This is a genomic window from Gardnerella sp. DNF01151, from assembly GCF_049244235.1.
GTDB classification, from domain to species: domain Bacteria; phylum Actinomycetota; class Actinomycetes; order Actinomycetales; family Bifidobacteriaceae; genus Bifidobacterium; species Bifidobacterium swidsinskii.
The window spans coordinates 1,325,880-1,344,948 of record NZ_CP058389.1 but is presented as its reverse complement, the minus strand read 5'-3'; the positions used below and the strand labels follow the sequence as shown (position 1 = coordinate 1,344,948).

The following is a 19,069-nucleotide window of genomic DNA, read 5'->3' as shown; positions in this document are numbered from 1 at the left end:
ATATAAATAGATTATTACGAGAGGTAATTATGGGTCGCGTGAGGTCAAGCAAATCGTACGATGCTGATGCAAATAATTCGCATCGTCGTACCGTTTCAAGTCTTAATATTGCGCGTACTGAAGAGTCTCGTAGTAATAAATCCAGCAGCATTGCGTCTCGTAGCAGTGCGTCTCGTAGTGCTGAATTGCTTAATAATGAATTGCGTAGTGGTGTAGCTCGTGGTGCGAAATCTAATATCGGAAAATCTAATATAAAAAAATCTAGTATCAAAAAAACGCGTGATGAAAAAATTCATATTTCTAAACCTAGATCTGCTTCGTCGTTGCGCAAAGACCAGCGTTTTCAAAGGCATATAATCAGCCAAAACACATCGCAAATACGAGTAGCTGATATCAATGAAAAAAATCATCAAGGTAAGTTTGTTGACGCTAGACTTTTGCCGAAGCTTGATTTTGTAAGAAAAACTTTAAGTCAAACTTCTGGTTCTCTTGGAATGATTACTCGTCCTAGAATAATTAATTTTCGAGAGCGTTTGAAAGAACGTAAATCTGCTTATTTGCAATTTACTGTTAAACGAATTCTTGCAATTCTTGCAGTGATTGCTTCTGTTTCAGCGATTGTTTGGTTTTTATTCTTCTCGCCAGTTTTTCTTCTTAAGTCTAACGATATAAGTATTTCTGGTTCTAACGAGTGGGTGAGTGAGCAAAAAATTGCTTCAATTGCGTCAACTCAGGTTGGTAAATCGCTATTTTTAGTTTCTTCTCAAGAAGTAATTAACCAACTTAACGATATTCCTGGTGTAACTGAAGCAAAAGTTTCTAAGAATTTCCCTAATGGTTTGCATGTTTCTGTACATGCGCAACGTCCTGCAGCAATGCTCAAAACTCGAGATAGCAATAAATTAACTGCTGTTGACGCTAAAGGTCGCGTGTTAAATGCCGTAGCTCAAGTTCCAACGCAAGGAATACCTGTTATCGAAGTTTCAAATGTGCAAAGAAGTTTGAATAATAGAGCGGTACTTGAAGCTGTAAAAATTGTTAGTTCACTTTCGGAATCTTTGCGAGCTAGAGTTACGAAAGTTAGTGCAAAAACTCAAGATTCTGTCGAAACAGAATTAGGGGATGTTAAAAAAACTATCATATGGGGCAATTCGTCTCAGATTGAGTTAAAGAAAGCTATTGTTGCCAAGATTATTGATGATCCTAGTAAAATTGGCAATAAACGCAGCTTAGATGTGTCTGCTCCTGTGCGTCCAATTCTTAAATAGGGTTTTAAAACTTTATTAATTGCATTGTCAAGATTAGGTGTATAATAGCAATTTGTGTGTGCCAACAACGTGCCTTATGTTATAGGCGTGTTGGTTGGGATATCCCAAGTGCCAAAGATAGCGCGCAGTAATGTGTGGCTGGAGGCGCGAGGGCCATCGGGCCGGTGGACTGTGGCTTTTACTCTTTAACCGATTCTTTGGTTATGGTGTGCTGCAGTGTGGCGGTTTTCACCAAATAGAAGATAACAATGAATCGGAGAACTTAAGTTGCCTACGATTGAACAACTTGTCCGTAAAGGACGTCAGGCCAAGCCGAAAAAGTCAAAGACTTTGGCCTTGAAGGGTAGCCCGCTGCGTCGTGGCGTATGCACCCGTGTATACACCACCACTCCTAAGAAGCCAAATTCCGCGCTTCGTAAGGTTGCTCGTGTGCGCCTCAGCTCTGGTATTGAAGTAACCGCCTATATTCCAGGCGAAGGTCACAACTTGCAGGAGCACTCCATCGTGCTCGTGCGTGGTGGCCGTGTGAAGGATCTCCCAGGTGTGCGTTACCACATCGTGCGTGGCGCATTAGATACCCAGGGTGTCAAGGACCGCAAGCAGGGTCGTTCCCTGTATGGAGCAAAGAAGGCGAAGTAAAACATGTCACGTAAAGGACCTGCAAAAAAGCATCAACTGCTTCCTGATCCAATCTACGGCTCGACCGTCGTGGCTCAGTTGATTAACAAAATCCTTCTCGATGGTAAGAAGTCCATCGCAGAAAACATCGTCTACACCGCTCTTGAGCAGGTGAAGGCAAAGACCGAGCAGGAGCCAGTTTCTGTATTGAAGCGCGCTCTTGATAACATTCGTCCAAATCTTGAGGTTCGTTCTCGCCGCGTTGGTGGTGCAACTTATCAGGTTCCAGTCGAAGTTAAGCCTGCTCGCGCAAACACTCTTTCCCTCCGCTGGCTTACTGACTTCTCACGCGCTCGTCGTGAAAAGACTATGGCTGAGCGCTTGGCCAACGAAATTCTCGATGCCTCCAATGGCTTGGGTGCTTCCGTGAAGCGCCGCGAGGATACCCACAAGATGGCAGAAGCAAACAAGGCTTTTGCTCACTATCGCTGGTAATCCACAAGATAATCGGTATCTTAAAGAGCTAAGGATAAGAATATGGCACAAGATGTGCTTAACGACCTGAATATGGTTCGTAATATCGGCATCATGGCGCACATTGATGCTGGTAAGACTACTACCACCGAACGTATTCTTTACTACACTGGTAAGAACTACAAAATCGGTGAAACTCATGATGGTGCTTCTACCATGGACTTCATGGCTCAGGAGCAGGAGCGCGGTATTACTATTCAGTCTGCTGCAACTACCTGCTTCTGGAAGCGTCAAACTCATGACGTTGATGACCGCTATCAGATCAACATCATCGATACCCCAGGTCACGTGGACTTCACCGCTGAGGTGGAACGTTCCCTTCGCGTGCTCGATGGTGCTGTAGCAGTTTTCGATGGTAAGGAAGGTGTGGAACCTCAGTCTGAAACCGTGTGGCGTCAGGCTGATAAGTATAGCGTCCCACGTATCTGCTTCATCAATAAGATGGATAAGCTTGGCGCTGATTTCTACTATTCCGTCAAGACCATCAAGGAGAAGCTCGGTGCAACTCCACTCGTTATTCAGCTTCCAATCGGTGCTGAAAACGACTTCGTTGGCGTTGTTGACTTGATTCGTATGAAGGCTTACGTCTGGAATGACGTTAAGGACGATATGGGTGCTCACTATGACACCGTTGACATTCCTGAAGATTTGCAGGAACGTGCAGAACAGTATCGTGCTGAACTTATGGATCAGGTTGCTGAAGCTGACGATGAGCTGGTTGAGAAGTACCTCGAAACTGGCGAACTTACTGAAGAAGAAATGCGCGCTGGTATCCGTAAGCTTACCATTGAGCGTAAGGCATTCCCAGTAACTTGCGGTTCTGCATTCAAGGATAAGGGTGTTCAGCCAATGCTGGATGCTGTTGTCGACTTCCTCCCAAGCCCAGAAGATGTTCCATCTATTAAGGGCTTCAAGCCAGGCGACGAATCTGTTGAAATTGACCGTAAGCCAGTTAATACAGATCCATTCGCAGCATTGGTATTCAAGATTTCAACCCATCCATTCTATGGCAAGCTCGTGTTCGTGCGCGTTTACTCTGGCGAAGTAAAGCCAGGCGATTCCGTGTACGATTCCACGAAGTCCAAGAAGGAACGCGTTGGTAAGATTTTCCAGATGCATGCTGATAAGGAAAATCCTGTAGATTCAGCTGAAGCTGGTAACATCTACACCTTCGTTGGTTTGAAGAACGTCAGCACTGGTGATACTTTGTGCGACGAAAAGAACCCAATTTCTTTGGAATCCATGACATTCCCAGATCCTGTTATTGAGGTTGCTGTGGAGCCAAAGACGAAGGCTGATCAGGAAAAGATGAGCTTGGCTTTGGCTAAGCTTTCTGACGAGGATCCTACATTCCAGGTTAAGACCGATGAGGAATCTGGTCAGACTTTGATTTCCGGTATGGGCGAGCTTCAGCTTGACATTATCGTTGATCGTATGCGTCGTGAGTTCAAGGTCGAAGCGAATGTTGGTAAGCCACAGGTTGCTTATCGTGAGACGATTCGTAAGGCTGTTATGAACCAGGAATACACTCACAAGAAGCAGACCGGTGGTTCTGGTCAGTTTGCAAAGGTTTTGATGAACTTCGAACCTCTCGACACAGAATCTGGCGAAACCTACCAGTTTGTCAACGAAGTTACCGGCGGTCACATCACCAAGGAATTCATTCCTTCAATCGATGCAGGCGTGCAGGAAGCTATGGAATCCGGCGTTTTGGCTGGCTTCCCAGTTGTGGGTGTAAAGGCAACCGTCACCGACGGTCAGACTCACGATGTCGATTCTTCGGAAATGGCCTTCAAGATCGCAGGTTCCATGTGCTTCAAGGAAGCTGCTCCTAAGGCTAATCCGGTAATTCTCGAACCAATTATGGCTGTCGAAGTCCGTACTCCAGAAGAGTACATGGGCGACGTCATGGGCGATTTGAACTCTCGTCGCGGTAACATCCAGTCTATGACTGATGCCACTGGCGTGAAAGTTATCGACGCCAAGGTGCCGCTGAGCGAAATGTTCGGCTACATTGGCGATCTTCGTTCCAAGACTCAGGGCCGCGCAATGTTCACCATGCAGATGGACTCTTACGCGGAGGTCCCGAAGGCCGTTTCGGACGAGATTATTAAGGCTCAGCGCGGCGAATAAAGCGCACGCTACTTCGGTGTTTTCTGTCCCCGGTCAACGCTAGAATTTCCTACGTTGACTGGGTTCTGGCACCGAAGTGGCACCTAACCCAGAAACCCAGTAATATGTAGCGAAAGACCTCTCACAAATGTGTGAGGCAAACTACGAGACGTCCAGGAGGACAAACACATGGCAAAGGAAAAGTACGAGCGTACTAAGCCGCATGTTAACATTGGTACCATTGGTCACGTTGATCACGGTAAGACTACCTTGACCGCGGCTATTTCTAAGGTGCTGCATGGCGAGTATCCAGATCTGAACCCTCAGTATGACTTCGATCAGATTGATGCCGCTCCAGAAGAGAAGGAACGCGGCATTACCATTAACATCGCACACATCGAGTATCAGACCGCTGAGCGTCACTACGCTCACGTGGACGCTCCAGGCCACGCTGATTACGTGAAGAACATGATCACCGGTGCTGCTCAGATGGATGGCGCAATCCTCGTGGTTGCTGCTACCGATGGTCCTATGGCTCAGACCCGTGAGCACGTTTTGCTCGCTAAGCAGGTCGGTGTCCCGAAGATCCTCGTTGCTTTGAACAAGTGCGATATGGTTGATGATCCAGAACTTATCGACCTCGTCGAAGAAGAGGTTCGTGACCTCCTCGAAGAAAACGGCTTCGATCGCGACTGCCCAGTCATCCGCACCTCTGCTTACGGTGCTTTGCATGATGACGCTCCAGATCACGAGAAGTGGGTAGAGACCGTCAAGGAGCTCATGAAGGCTGTTGACGAGTACATCCCAACCCCAACTCACGATCTTGACAAGCCATTCTTGATGCCAATCGAAGATGTGTTCACCATCTCCGGTCGTGGTACCGTTGTCACCGGTCGTGTTGAGCGTGGTAAGCTCCCAATCAACACCCCAGTTGAGATCGTTGGTTTGCGTCCAACTCAGACCACCACCGTTACCTCCATCGAGACCTTCCACAAGCAGATGGATGAGGCCGAGGCTGGCGATAACACTGGTCTTCTTCTCCGTGGTATCAACCGTACCGATGTTGAGCGTGGTCAGGTTGTGGCTGCTCCAGGTTCTGTGACCCCACACACCAAGTTCGAAGGCGAAGTTTACGTCTTGACCAAGGACGAAGGTGGCCGTCACTCGCCGTTCTTCTCCAACTACCGTCCACAGTTCTACTTCCGCACCACCGACGTCACCGGCGTTATCACCTTGCCAGACGGTGTTGAGATGGTTCAGCCAGGCGATCATGCAACCTTCACTGTTGAGTTGATTCAGGCAATCGCAATGGAAGAGGGCTTGACCTTCGCAGTTCGTGAAGGTGGCCGTACCGTTGGTTCCGGTCGTGTGACCAAGATTCTTGCCTAGTATTTTTTCTAACTGAAAAATATTAGCTAAGGCTTAATAAAGACCCCGCGAGGAAACTCGTGGGGTCTTTTGTTGTATGTGCTTGTTTTATCAGCGCGACGACCTGCTTGAGCGCTGCGATTTAGCGCGCGAAAGCAACTCGGAGCGCCGAGCTTGCTCAGGGTTGAAAGCACAGTGTGCTTTCAACGCAAGCGAGGTCTGCCTTCGTCAATAAAAAGACGAAGGCAGGGCAGATTAGTGGGGTAGTGTTCTCTTGTTTGGAGTGTTTTGGTGGGTTTGGAGCTCCAATCGCGGGATTTGATGCTCACGTTGGCGCGACGACCTGCTTGAGCGCTGCGATTTAGCGCGCGAAAGCAACTCGGAGCGGAAACTCGCTTAGGTTGGAAGTCCGGGGGACTTCCAACGCGAGTTTCGTAAGCGAGCGCGTTACCCGCGTGAGCGCCACTGTTTTTTCGTTACTGGTGCAGTTTGTGTTCTGCGTTAGTGTCTGTCTCTGGTAGGTGATTTGAGAAGTGTGTGAGAGATGGGTGTTAGTAACGCTCGGCACTGTTAACGCGTTCGCGTTTGGAGTACAGAGAGCATAATAAAACCCTGCCAAATACTAATCTGGCAGGGTTAAATAGCTAAGCAACTAACACACGTATGTTAGTTTTAGTATTGCTAATCTCTATTATCTCCAAGCAACTCTAGCAAGTAGATGAACATGTTAATGAAGTCCAAGAACAGCTGGAATGCGCAGAAAATAGATACTTTCTTAACCATTTCAGGCTGATTTTCATATTGTGCAAGTAATGCGCGAGTTTGCTGAGCATCGTAAGCTGTTAAACCTGCAAAAATAACGATGCCAATTCCAGCCATAAGACGCATTGTTCCAGTATCTTGCCCAATAAACGAAATAATAATTTGCGCAACAACGAATACAAGTAATGCAACCATTAAAATTGGACCAGCTTTAAGCAAATCCTTTTTTGTAGTAAGTGCAAGCATTGTCAAGCACAGGAAGAATCCTGCAGTTAAAGCAAATACTAATGCCACAGATCCAAGGCTAAATACTTGAAAGACTGAGCTTAAAGTAAATCCTGTTAAAGCAGCATAAGCATAGAACAAAACTCGTACTGTTGTCTCACTCATTTTCATTAAGCGTGTTCCAAGAACAACTGCTATCACAACCTGAGCAATTGCCAACATTATCCAACCCCATCCGCGGGTTGCAAACATAAATCTAAGCCAGAAATTACCGCTCTGAGTGAACAGTGCCACAAGAGTTGTAACAATCAATCCAAGCGTCATTTCGCCATAGGTGCGTCCTACTGAAACTCTTTTTGCTTCTTCAAAAGCATATGTTGCCTGAGTGTCAATAACCTCAGGAGCACCGCTTCTGTAATAATCTTGAGTAAAGTTTGTCATTATTTCTCCTTAACAGCTATGAAATAAAACGCTGTCAAGACAACGTTCTCACATAATTATAATTAAAGCATCTGGGAAAATGCTAAAAAAATACAGCATAATTTATACGTTCGTACAATAAGCTGGTTTTAATCTTGCATAAGATTACGCCTAATATGGCATAAGCTTGCGCTTCGTATTTATATTATGCCTTACTATTAGGTGCTTCTTCAACTTGAGGAGCACCATTAATATCGCGGTGAATACCTTGCATTTGTGTTTCAATATTTTGCAAGCTATGCGCGCAATCGAGCAAAGTTTGAGAGTGCTCAGCCAACTTTGCATCCGGCAAACCGGCTTTGTATCTTAAAGCGTGCTCCAAGCTAGCCCAATAATCCATAGCAATAGTTCGGAATTGCACTTCAACTGGCGTGTAGTGTGCTCCAGAAGACAAGAACACAGGAACTGCATAAATTACGTGCAAACTGCGGTATCCATTAGGTTTTGGATTCTTAATATAATCCTTAACTTGCAATACTTGAATGTCTGTTTGTTTAGAAAGATATTGCGCTACAGAATACACATCGTCGCAGTAGTTGCAAATTACGCGAATTCCAGCTACGTCGAAAAGATTATCGCGTATAGAGCGTGTGGAAATATCTAGATGACGCCTTTGCAGTTTCTCAAAAATTGAGTGTACTGATTTAAGACGACGCTCCATGTGATGAATTGGGTCGTGAGAGAACCGCACCTGAAATTCGCTATCTAGAATCTCGAGCTTCGTACTTATTTCGTACATTGCTCCTTCGTAAATTTGCATCATGTTTACAAATTCGTCGATTTGGTCTTCAGGAAGCATAAGCGAATTAGTTTTGCCGCATTGGGAGCAATTTTGTTGGTTTTTTGTATTGTCAACATTGCTGCTAACGTTGCTGCTTTCATTAGCTGCTTCGTTGCTATGAAGACGCGCATAGAGTTCTGCTGCGTTTACGCGGTTATGACGATCAAGTATCACGTCTTTTAATAATACTATAAAAACTGCTAAACGTCTGGGAGTGCATATGCAAATGTAATATTCTTTGCAAAGCGTGATATAAATATCTTAGGTAATTGAGCGCAAGCAAAATCTAGCAAAGTATTTTGACGAGGAGTGTATTTTGTCTGAAAATAAGCAGGATAATATTCCTAAAGTAATTTCAATAGTTGGTCCTACGGCTTCAGGCAAAACTAGTCTTGGTATTGCGCTTGCGAAAAAATTAGCTGAGCGCGGGATTCGTGCGGAAATCATCAACGCAGACGCGTATCAAATGTATCGTTACATGGATATTGGCACGGCTAAGGCGAGTGCGCAGGAGCAGGCGGAAGTACCACACCATTTGCTTGACATAATTGATCCTGAAGAAACGATGACGGTTGCGCGATTTCAAGTTTTGGCCAGACAGTGTATTAGTGAGTTGCAATCGCGTGGTGTGAGGCCGATTTTAGTTGGAGGATCGGGATTGTATGCTCGTGCTGCTGTGGATGATATTACATTTCCAGGCACGGATGAGTCTATTCGTGCAGCTTTGGAGGAGCGCGAGCACAAAGAGGGAGCGAGTGCGCTGTTTGATGAGTTGCAACAAAAGGATCCGGTTGCTGCGGCTCATATGGATGCGCGCAATCCGCGACGTACAATTCGCGCGCTTGAAGTGATTGAGCTTACGGGAAAGCCTTATTCCGCAACGCTTCCGAAGTATAAGTATGTGATTGATTGCGTGCAAATTGGCTTAGATTTGCGTCGTGAAGATTTAGATAAGCGCGTGGATTTACGTACGCAAATTATGCGTGAGCAGGGTTTTGTGGATGAGGTGCGCGCGATTCGAGGGCGATTGGGTGTGACTGCATCTCGTGCTCTTGGCTACCAGCAGATTATGGATTATTTGGATGGCGTGTGGAGAGAGGATGAGGCTTTTGCGGATATTGCACAAAAAACTCGACGACTTGCACGCAAACAAATGGGTTGGTTTGGTAGGGATGCTCGCATCCACTGGTTGGACGCGTTGCGACTGGATCTTGCGGAAGCTGCGCTCGCGATTGTTGATGCTGCGGATGCGGGGGAGTTTGATTGCAATAGTTCTGATGCTACTGAGCACGCTACTCAGCACCATCTCGGAGATGCTTTCGAAGCTTAACTTAAATCTTGGAAACATTGGGTTTTGCTACAAAAAACGCCACTGTGTGGGCAGTGGCGTTATTGCGTCTGTGGAGTCGCGGGGAATTGAACCCCGGTCCGGTGACCGTACCCTCGGTCTTCTACGTGCGTAGTCTGCTGGCCGCACGGCAGTTTTTCTGCCCCCATGTTATAGCAGACAATTCATGGCGAGCATATCTACAGTAAAAGTCCCTGAATTGCCCTGCAGCCCAGCAATTCAAGCAAGTCTTCTCATGACGTTCAGCACCACTCCGAAGACGTGAGTGGGTGGACGGAGCAGCTGCTCACTGGTTAATCCTGGCGCGAAGCTCAGGCAGCGAGAGCGAACTCAGTGCGATTAGATTTAGCACTTATTCTTTTGCGAAAGGACGTTTACGAGTGGACTTCCGCATTCTCGGCACGCTTCCCCGCGGCGAACAGATCGCCGTCGAAACCGATCGACCCCTTTTGATTTTTCAAACAATTGTTGCTCTAGAGCACACATTTCTACATTGTATCATATTTTAACGTTACGAACTGCTTGAGCACTTATTCCTCATGGCATAGTCGTTCGGGTGATTTTTTTTTGGGGGGGGGGGTATTGATTAGTATATTATTAGTTAGGTGATTTTATTTGCCAAGCGTAAATATGAGTTGTAGTTGATTTGTAATGAATAAAAGATTATAACAAAATGTTTATTTTATGCCCATATACTGTATTCATGTATAGTACATATGAAGATTTATAAGTATGCGTGGTCTACTTGAAATTGGTTGGAGTGAGGAGAAATAATGGCAGAGCGTAAAGATTTACACGGTGATGTGGCACCAAGAAGAACACTTCGTAAGGCTCATGCGGTGAAGCGTTCTCGTGCTTTGCATAAGGGAGTTGCTGGAGTTGCTGTTGCTTCAACTTTGGCAATGATGCTGCCATCTGTTGTAGCTTCCGCGCTTCAGCCTACTCAAAAAGATATTATCGATGCGTCTAATATGACGCAAAAAATGGGCAAAGGTAAGCCTGATGTAGAAGAATTGAACATGCAGCGTTGGGGTGCTGGCGTGCTTAATAAGAGTGCTCAAACTCAAAAGTTTGTAGAGCTTGCGCGGCATGATGCACAAATGCAAAAGTTGCGTGAAGCACAACAGCGTGAGATTGAGCAGCGTGAAATAAGTAAGAGTGAAGCAAAACAGCACGAATCGCAACAACAAGAAGCACAACAGCGCGAAATTGACTCGCAGTTAGGCAGTTCTTCAGAACAGGTTAATTTCGGACATTCTTATGAGACTATTGAGAACGCTCAGAATGCACGTGTTTTGCAGAATGCGAAGAATTTGCAAAATGCGAAGAATATTGAGTCTGCAAATTCTAATAAAGCTTCTAATAGTGTTCAGTCTGCTACGCATACAAATATTTCTGAGATTAAAAATGCAACTTCAGGTTCAGAGGCAAATGTTACTGAAAATACGGTAAATGCCGTTGGATCTGTTGTATCTGCTGCAGTAAGTGCGCCTGCGCCAGTGCAGAATACAAGCGCACAATCTTCAAGCACTCACGCAGAAAATGCTCCTGCATTAAGTAATGCAAATGCGCCAAAGGGGCGTGTTCGTAGGTCTGTTGAGAGCGGCGATGGTGCTTCCGACGGGAATAGTGTAACTACTACAACAAGTGCGCCTGCAACCTCGACTGCACCGTCTGCAAATAATGCGTCTGCAGCTCCGACTGCGAACACTGTAGATAATACGACTGCACCGTCTGCTCCTGCACCTTCAACAGGTACAGCGTCTAACGCTGGTGCTGGAACTACAGCGAAACCAAGTACAGAAAATACAACTGCACAAGGTGCAAATGCAAACGTCTCAGGCGAAGAGAAAAGCACTACGCCTGCTTCGAACAATGAGCATCCTTCACCTGCTTCTACATCGAACGCTGGCACAACAACTAATAACGCAGCAACTGATCCAAACAGCCAGGTAATTAAGCCGAATGAGCAGCATCCAACTGCTGAAAACACAGAGCAAGCCAACGAACAGGTACAAACCGACAAAAAGCCAAAAGCTACGTATAATTTGCAAATTCGCTATACGATTGGCGGAGCTGCGAATAAGCAGCTTGTGCAGCCGTATGAGCTTACAATTGATCAAGAAGACTTCGATAATCTAGGCAAAGATGGCAAGTACGAGTACATTGAGCTTCCAAAGGCTGCTGGATACCGCCCATCTGTATATCATTCAGGCACATACCAGTACTACATTAAAAACGATAAAAACGAGTTCGTTATTGACGACGGTACGAATGCGGACGCTGTTCGTTACTTGCGTCTAGACAAAAATCTTATTAAAGAATACGCTGTAAAGAAAAGGCAGGCTGTTGGAGGCAATAACGGCGCTCAAGCTCCGCAAACTTCGTCATCTCAAACAACGACAACTACGCAATCTTCATCGTCTGCTCAGCCACAAGCAAAAGACGGCATTCAGTACTACGGCGAGTTGAATATCAACTACGCTCCTAAAACAGCTAAGTACTATGTGCGTCACTTGGTGCAGGATCTTAAGGATAAGGATAACTTTATCGATGCTCCTAATTTGGGTATAGGTAAAGTAATTACTGTAACGCATAAGGATGGCACTACTGAAAAAATACACGTTACGGAGATTACGGGCACAGTTGGCTCGGATGTAACAGCTGTTTCAACGTACATCCCAGGCTATGAACCGGAGCATAATCTTATTAGCTCGCCGCTTTCGGATTCTGAAGATGAAAAAGACAAGCTAGTTTTGAACCTTCGCTACTACCGTAAAGCGTATGAAGTTACGTACGATTCTGATGGCGGCACGGATGTTACTGCTCAAAAAGTGTATTACCAGCAAGATGTGCCACAAGTTACGAACCCAACTAGGCGCGGTTACACTTTTAAAGGATGGTCTTTAGTAGATCCTAGCAAAGAGAGTGATCCGCTTTATGCTGAGAATACTATTGTTTCTCTTGATGACTACAAGATGCCGGATCACAATGTGCAATTCCGCGCTAATTGGGAAGCGAACAATACTACTAGCTACCGCGTGAACGTGTGGGTGCAAAAAGCGGATTTGGTTGACAAAGAGCATCCGGATTCGCTTGCAAACTACGACTTTGTTGGTCTTGTTGAGCGCAAGAACGTGAAGACAGAGAGTGACGTTGCGCTTAATAAGATGAATGATGCCGGCGTTGCTAATGATACTAGTAAGCTTAATGGTAAAAACGAAGATAATTATGTAGAAAACCCAGAGCTTGGCTTAACGAAAGAAGAGTTGCAGGGCACGAAGGATAAGAGTTACAAAGACGGCTTAATTTCAAAGTTCAACTGGATGAACGATACGCCTGTAACAAGCTTAGACGGGTATGATACCGCGAATCCTGGTGACGCTTCAAACAAAGGCAAGGATATATTCACACGCTACTTCCATGTGAATAAGGAGCTTACTAAAAAGCTTAACACTGAGCAACATGATTTTGTGCCGGGTCACCCAGATTTAGGCAAACGTAGTAAATCGCAGCTTTGCGCGAACGACTTAAACAACACTCTTAACTTAGTTTACGACCGCAAGACTTACGAGCTTATTTTTGCTAAGCCTACTGGCGTAGATAGGGGTAACAATGCTGCTATAAAAAGAAAAGACGAAAGCGGCAAAACAACTATTTATTGCTATGCTGATGGTGGCAATTGCTCAACGAAGTATGATAGCGAAAATGAAGATAACGATGGCAACAAAATTGACCATAAGGGCTACCGCGTAAAAGTTCGTTACGGTCAAAAGCTTACTGATATTTGGCCTGATATAAATGAATTAGATTTTAATGAAGAAAATATAGGCTCTTTAGGATGGCAGCTTGGATATGCAGGTGAAGTGAATTATCGTGACACTCCTCCGTATCGTTTTACTATAAAAGAATTTGCTGATCCTAAATTCCGTGTACAAGGTAATAATCAAGCGCCTAAAATTAGTGATGACCCTTCGAATCCTAGTGCACAGCAATACGAGCTAAAAGATAATCAGCGTCTGCTTACTGCTGATATCAGTAGTAAAAGTGCGCCTATACAGGTGATTATTAGGAAGCAAAGTATTGCGTCTGCTAAAAACGGTGGCGATGATATAGGCGACAATGATTATGAGCTTTCAACTGATTCATATAGCAAAGATGATACTGACAATTCGGGTTATTTATATACAGCTCCATCTATTGCAGGTTTTAATCCTGCTAATGGTTATGATAAGACAAAAGTTGGTGATTCGTTAGATTCATTCGACTTTGAAGATAATCGGGAAGAGTGGTATAACGAATCTCATGGTCATGGGAATTGGGATGATTTAAGTGATGATGAGAAGAATGCTTTTGCTAAAAAGTATCATTTAGCATTTCGAAAGTATAGGGGCGTTCCAGTAGATGAACAAGAAGATTATTCTGGTGATGCAACTGAATTTGAAACTAACAAACTACTTGAATTTAGGTACAACCGCAAGTCGTACGATGTGCAGTTTTATAATGCGGATGGCAAGGCTATAAAGGACGGCAATGGCTCTGCTAAAGAGAGCCTGCCGTTCGAGTATAGTTTGACTAAGCGCGGCAAAAAAGATTTGACGGGCGAAGACAAAGAGCTATACGGAAACGATACATCTTATGATGCTTCTGTAACTAAAGACGATGCCGGTAATACGTCTAAGCAGTTCGACGGCAAGTACACTTTCACGCTTAATAACAAGACTTACTCCATCGTTCGCCCTGCTGATTTGCCAGAAGACTATGTGTTTAAAGGCTGGGCTGTTGATCAGGCTGGTACTCAGTTTATAAATGGCGAAAACAAAGATATTACAATGCCAGTCAACGGCATTAAGCTTTACGCTGCGTGGGGTCTTCCAACTGATATTCAGCACACTGTAACGTTTGACTACCATATGCCGAAAACCGACGACAACGGCAATGAAATAAGTGGCTCCGACGTAGTTACGGAAAAGAAGTTCCCTCGCTACCATGTTATTGACGAAAAGAAGATAAGCACCCCAACGCGCAAAGGCTACGACTTCTACGGCTGGGAGATTAAAAAGAACGGCACGACTTTGCCGTACGCTTTTGGCAATAAAGTAGTAGAAGATATAAAGCTTGATGCAGTGTGGGTTAAGGATACTCGCTACAACGGTACTTTTAAGCACATATTCTTAAAGCCAGGCGTAACGTTTGCTGACTATAAGAAAGAGGGTCTTTCAGACGCAGAAAAAGCCGCGATGGTGGATCACGTTTCTACTCAAACGGTTTCCGGCTTGCGCGAGCATTTGCGCTACAATGCGGAAGCAGTCTACAGCGACGAAACGCACTTCCCAGATAAGCAGTTCACGAGCTTTGAAGCCTCGAGTGATGAGAAGCAGAATACTGGCGAGTTTATTTACCAAACGTACAATACGCGCAAGTATAAGGTAAAGTATATTGATCAAAACGGTAAGGAGCTTCTTCCAGAAAGCGAAGTCAGCTCTGTAAACAGAAAGTACGACGTAGTATTCTACAAGCCGATTGAAGGCTTTATGCCGGAAAGCACACAGCAGAATATTACTTATACTACTGATAGCGAAGGTAAGCAGACTAGAGAAGATACATTCATCTTCAAATATAAAGACGTTCGCGTACTTAAACGCAATGACGATAAGCAAGCTCGCCCAGATCACTACACGCGCTACGTGTTCAAAGTGGCTGATGGTCAAGACTCTATGGGCAGCGTTGTTGACTGGCAGAACAAGGATGTAGCTGACGGCTCTGTTCTTGTGTACGACGCAATTAAGGGCACAAAAGCTTATCAAATGCCACTTCCAACAGTGAAAGCAAAGCCTGGATTTGAGTTTGTTGGTTGGACTTCAAAAGTCGGTTCGTCTGAAGTTGGCTCGCATACGCTTCAGTATTCCGATGGTGTGAATCGCTTGCCGATTCGTTCCGAAGAGCAGAACAATCCTGAGGTAATTTACACTGCTCACTTCAAGCTAAAGGCTCCTATTGCCGCAGCTCCGCAAGTGCTTACGCCACTTGAGAATATTAGTACTGGAAGTAGTGATGATGCTAAGAAGCTTATAACGAATTCTTATGAGTATCCAACTGGTGCTACGTTCAGCTTTGCGCCTGGCGAAAAGTTTGACAACACTCCAGGATTACACAAGATTAAAGTGCAAGTGCATCTTGGCAATAACATTGCTGAAGCTGAAGTGCTGTACCGCGTGCTGCCGGATTTGGTGTACGCAAGCGAGTGGGATAAGTTTAAAGCTACTGACTACGGCAAAGCGCATATTGACGAGTATGCGCCGATTACTTTCACCGGCAAGAATGATGAAGGCACTATTATTGGTCACGATGGAGATAATGCCAATCATCCTGCTGGTGAAAAAACTACGCTTACTGCGTACGTTTATAAGGGTAAGGAAGTTAGAATCCGCGTGCCGCAAGCTTTCGGCAATGATTACAGCGACCAGCATTACCACTACGTGTTTAAGGGTTGGGCGACTAATGTTGTAAAGCCGACTGCTGAAAATCCAAAACAAGAGCAGACGTTTGACATAAATTCAAGCGACCGCTACAAGAAAGTAAATTTGCAAGACGGCGTAACTTACCACGCTATTTACAAGCGAATCGACTACTTCTCCAGCTCGTCCGACAATGGAACAGTTCCAGAAGATTCTGTAGTTGCAATCTTCAAGCCTGCTCCAGGACGAAAGTGGAAGGACGGCACAGACGGCCCTAAGGTGTTCTACGTAAAGAAGGGTACTGATCTTTCGCAAATTCCTTACAGTGCTAGCGACCAGACTAGTGCGTTGACAAGGCTTCAAGAGAACCTAACCAATGCTAAGGGAACTTGGAATCGAAGCAGCATGATTAATGGCAAAGAAGAAGTAACGCCTATAGATGATGTTTCGAATTGGAAAGTTGATAAACCATTCCAAGAGTTCGTGGCAGATCAAACCCCTTGGACAGAGCCAGCAGTGCAGACTGATTACTTGGTCGCTGTGCAAGATAAGCCTGACACGCTTCCAAAGTTAACCGATTTTATAACTAATATGTCTCAGCTCAAAGCAGATGCTGCTGTGAATAATGGCATAGAAGACATAAAAGTCGAATATGATTTGCCAACTGAAGCTGAACAAAATAAGTTAAAGCAGAAGATGCTTAAGAAGCCTGCTTTGTACACTGTTCCTTTGAAAGTTACAGTTAAGTATAAGGATGCAGCAGATTACAAGACTTATAGACTTGTAGGACGCTTAAAGGTGCTTTATCAGTTGATGTACGATAAAAGCCTACCGAAACCAGATAGTACTCAGCCTTCACATCAGCCTGGTGATACTAATCCTCTTACTGGTGTTGCTGCAGAGCGTGATCTTGTTCTCAATAAGGATAAGTATGTTAAGGTCAACTTTATAAATGCCAATCAAGTTGATCATAAAGATCAGGGCAGCCTTGATAAAGATACTACTAAGCTGTACTACGTTCTTAAAGACGATGTTACGGGCGTAAAAGCTCCGCAAGCTGTTGGCAAGGATTATGACGCTGATGGATACCATTACGTGTTCAAAGGCTGGAGGAAGCTCGAGAATTTTGTTGATAATGATAATTCTGATGCTCGTTCGCGTGCAAGAAGAAGCTTAGCAAATCAACCTGAAATTCCTGTCACTACTTTGATGGTAAGTGAACCAGCATCTGCAACTAGCGTTGATGTGCAAAACGCGAATGGTGAAAAGTTGTTATCGAATGATGAGATTCGTAAATTAAAGTACTCTGAAAACACTACATACCAAGCAGTGTATGAAAAGGTGATGAACATCATCGACGCGAAGAGTAATGAGAAAGTTCCAGATAACTACGTGCCGTATGTGTTCTTACCAGCTTTCGGAAGAAAGTGGGATGATGGATCATATAAACCGAAAGTTATCTACTTTAAGTCCGATAGTACTAAGTATGATGATGACGTTGCTGGAAAAACTAATGAGTTGAAGAACCGTCTTAAGGGCTTTAGCAAGTGGGAAGTTTATGATGCAGGCAACAAGCCTGTTCCTGAGAATGACACAAACGACAATAGGCAAATTCGCGTATATGTAGCAAATCAGATTGCTGATATGCCTGTGAATGTATCTCAGTTTGTTAAGAGTGTTGGAGATGAAGTTCCTGCTCCTGATGAGCTTGTGTCTGGTGTTGATCCTAATAACCTAGAGATTGCGGGCATGCACGGTGCTGGTGTAGTTTATTCTTCCGGTGCAAATTCTGTTCGAATTGCGAAGCCTGGAATTACTACCGTTAGAGTGAAGGTTGAAACATCTGATCCAAATAAGAAGGGTGCAAAGATAGTACGTTATGAAAATGTACCTATTCAAGTGCTTCCGAATGTGATTGCAGAGCGAGATTTGCCTTCAGCTGGCAGCCAAGCAGGAAAGTTCATTTTAGAAAACTACACAAAGGTAACGTATGTAGCTGGCAATGGCGGAACTATGCAGTCACCAATGCATACATACTGGGTGCGTAAAGATAGAATGTCTGAAATAAAGAATTATATTCCAGACGTTCTTGCTAACAAAGGTTACATATTCAAGAATTGGGATGAAGTATCTTACTCTAAACATATTGATACCATCTATAACAGTGCTGATAACCACAAATCAACTGATATTGAGCGTGAAACATTAGCTAAGATTGCTGAACGCTATGGCATGTCGTTTACAGCTAATGTAATCCGCAAATCTAAGAATTCTACATTTGCGGCTATAAAGAATATTCTTGCTGAAGCTATAAATAACGAGAATATGAGTTATGAAGCAAGTCGTAATAGATTGGCTATTGTTGCTGAAATATTAGGAAAGTCATATACGGCAAAAATAATTCGTAATTCACAACACTCAACTATTGAAGCTTTGAAGAATTTACTTGTGCAAGTTGGTATTACTGACGCTGATATTGCAATGGTATTCCCAGAAAGCGAAACCATTATTACTGCAAACTTTGAGAAGATGGCTCCTATGAAGTTTAAGTTTAGTGGTTCTGCTTGCGAGGGTGTTTTAACGAACTTCAGATTGCAAAACATGACTGAAGGAGATGTTAATAACACAACGGTTACAGTAGACGGCAAGAAAGTAACTATTAACGAGTTAGTTGCTCAAGGCTTAACTTCTGTAAACGGCATTAACGCAAATTGCGCTGGTACTGAATGCAAGATTTCTGGCACGCCTAAGATTGTTGACGGCAAGCCGAAAGTTGAGCTAACGTTTACTACTACCGACAAGTATGGTCGCGAAGCGGAAATTACTGTTGAAATTGATGTGATTTCTGAGAGCAAACCTGCTCCAACGCCTGAACGAGCTATTCCTTCTCTTGATTCTTATACTTCATATGACGTAACTATTGAGAATGAAAAGAAGCAAGAAAAGGATGTAAAAGAAACTGCTGGAGCAAAGCCGGAATTAGCTAAAACTGGTAGCAATACGGTTTCTTCTGCATCCGCTGGTATTTTGTCGGCAGCAATCGCAGCAATTGGTCTTGCGGTGGTAAAGACTGGCAAACACCATCGCAAGCGTCGCAATAATAAATAATTTATTT

General features: G+C 44.4%; 9 protein-coding genes and 1 other RNA gene. 7 read left to right on the top strand and 3 right to left on the bottom strand.

What is annotated here, in order from left to right; genetic code table 11:
• The first annotated feature begins 29 nt into the window (after positions 1 to 29).
• From HXT37_RS05665 to tuf, 5 genes are all read left to right on the top strand, one after another.
• The gene (locus tag HXT37_RS05665; protein WP_004108502.1) at positions 30 to 1,268 is read left to right on the top strand and encodes a cell division protein FtsQ/DivIB; all 1,239 of its coding nucleotides are present in this window, start codon (positions 30 to 32) and stop codon (positions 1,266 to 1,268) included.
• A gap of 267 nt (positions 1,269 to 1,535) precedes the next feature.
• Positions 1,536 to 1,907 (top strand): 30S ribosomal protein S12, encoded by a 372-nt coding sequence (gene rpsL, locus HXT37_RS05660; RefSeq protein WP_003813881.1) that lies wholly within the window; start codon positions 1,536 to 1,538, stop codon positions 1,905 to 1,907.
• 3 nt (positions 1,908 to 1,910) lie between these two features.
• Complete coding sequence (rpsG, locus tag HXT37_RS05655) at positions 1,911 to 2,381, top strand: 30S ribosomal protein S7 (RefSeq protein WP_012914396.1); 471 nt, start codon at positions 1,911 to 1,913, stop codon at positions 2,379 to 2,381.
• A 42-nt stretch (positions 2,382 to 2,423) separates the two neighbouring features.
• The gene (gene fusA / locus HXT37_RS05650) at positions 2,424 to 4,553 is read left to right on the top strand and encodes an elongation factor G (protein WP_004107409.1); all 2,130 of its coding nucleotides are present in this window, start codon (positions 2,424 to 2,426) and stop codon (positions 4,551 to 4,553) included.
• 168 nt (positions 4,554 to 4,721) lie between these two features.
• Positions 4,722 to 5,921 (top strand): elongation factor Tu, encoded by a 1,200-nt coding sequence (tuf, locus tag HXT37_RS05645; RefSeq protein ID WP_004118785.1) that lies wholly within the window; start codon positions 4,722 to 4,724, stop codon positions 5,919 to 5,921.
• Between the two features lie 660 nt (positions 5,922 to 6,581).
• Here the strand turns inward: tuf and HXT37_RS05640 are convergent.
• Together HXT37_RS05640 and HXT37_RS05635 are read right to left on the bottom strand one after the other, a co-directional pair.
• Complete coding sequence (locus HXT37_RS05640) at positions 6,582 to 7,328, bottom strand: Bax inhibitor-1/YccA family protein (protein WP_004108493.1); 747 nt, start codon at positions 7,326 to 7,328, stop codon at positions 6,582 to 6,584.
• 184 nt (positions 7,329 to 7,512) lie between these two features.
• Entirely contained in the window at positions 7,513 to 8,322 is an 810-nt protein-coding gene (locus HXT37_RS05635; RefSeq protein WP_004108491.1) for a GTP pyrophosphokinase, read from the bottom strand.
• A gap of 142 nt (positions 8,323 to 8,464) precedes the next feature.
• On the opposite strand from HXT37_RS05635, the gene miaA reads away from it, so the two are divergent.
• Positions 8,465 to 9,478: a tRNA (adenosine(37)-N6)-dimethylallyltransferase MiaA gene (gene miaA / locus HXT37_RS05630; protein WP_421779416.1), complete on the top strand. Its 1,014-nt coding sequence runs from the start codon at positions 8,465 to 8,467 to the stop codon at positions 9,476 to 9,478.
• 68 nt (positions 9,479 to 9,546) lie between these two features.
• On the opposite strand, the gene ssrA is transcribed toward miaA, so the two are convergent.
• Positions 9,547 to 9,943: a transfer-messenger RNA gene (ssrA, locus tag HXT37_RS05625) on the bottom strand.
• A gap of 326 nt (positions 9,944 to 10,269) precedes the next feature.
• Between ssrA and HXT37_RS05620 the strand changes: the two genes are divergently transcribed.
• On the top strand, positions 10,270 to 19,062 hold the full coding sequence (locus tag HXT37_RS05620) for an InlB B-repeat-containing protein (RefSeq protein WP_421779414.1): 8,793 nt from the start codon (positions 10,270 to 10,272) through the stop codon (positions 19,060 to 19,062).
• Positions 19,063 to 19,069: the final 7 nt, after the last annotated feature.

Coding starts and splice junctions, on each gene's coding strand:
- HXT37_RS05665 (WP_004108502.1), top strand. CDS start 30: ATGGGTCGCGTGAGGTCAAGCAAATCGTACGATGCTGATGCAAATAAT.
- rpsG (WP_012914396.1), top strand. CDS start 1,911: ATGTCACGTAAAGGACCTGCAAAAAAGCATCAACTGCTTCCTGATCCA.
- fusA (WP_004107409.1), top strand. CDS start 2,424: ATGGCACAAGATGTGCTTAACGACCTGAATATGGTTCGTAATATCGGC.
- tuf (WP_004118785.1), top strand. CDS start 4,722: ATGGCAAAGGAAAAGTACGAGCGTACTAAGCCGCATGTTAACATTGGT.
- HXT37_RS05640 (WP_004108493.1), bottom strand. CDS start 7,328: ATGACAAACTTTACTCAAGATTATTACAGAAGCGGTGCTCCTGAGGTT.
- HXT37_RS05620 (WP_421779414.1), top strand. CDS start 10,270: ATGGCAGAGCGTAAAGATTTACACGGTGATGTGGCACCAAGAAGAACA.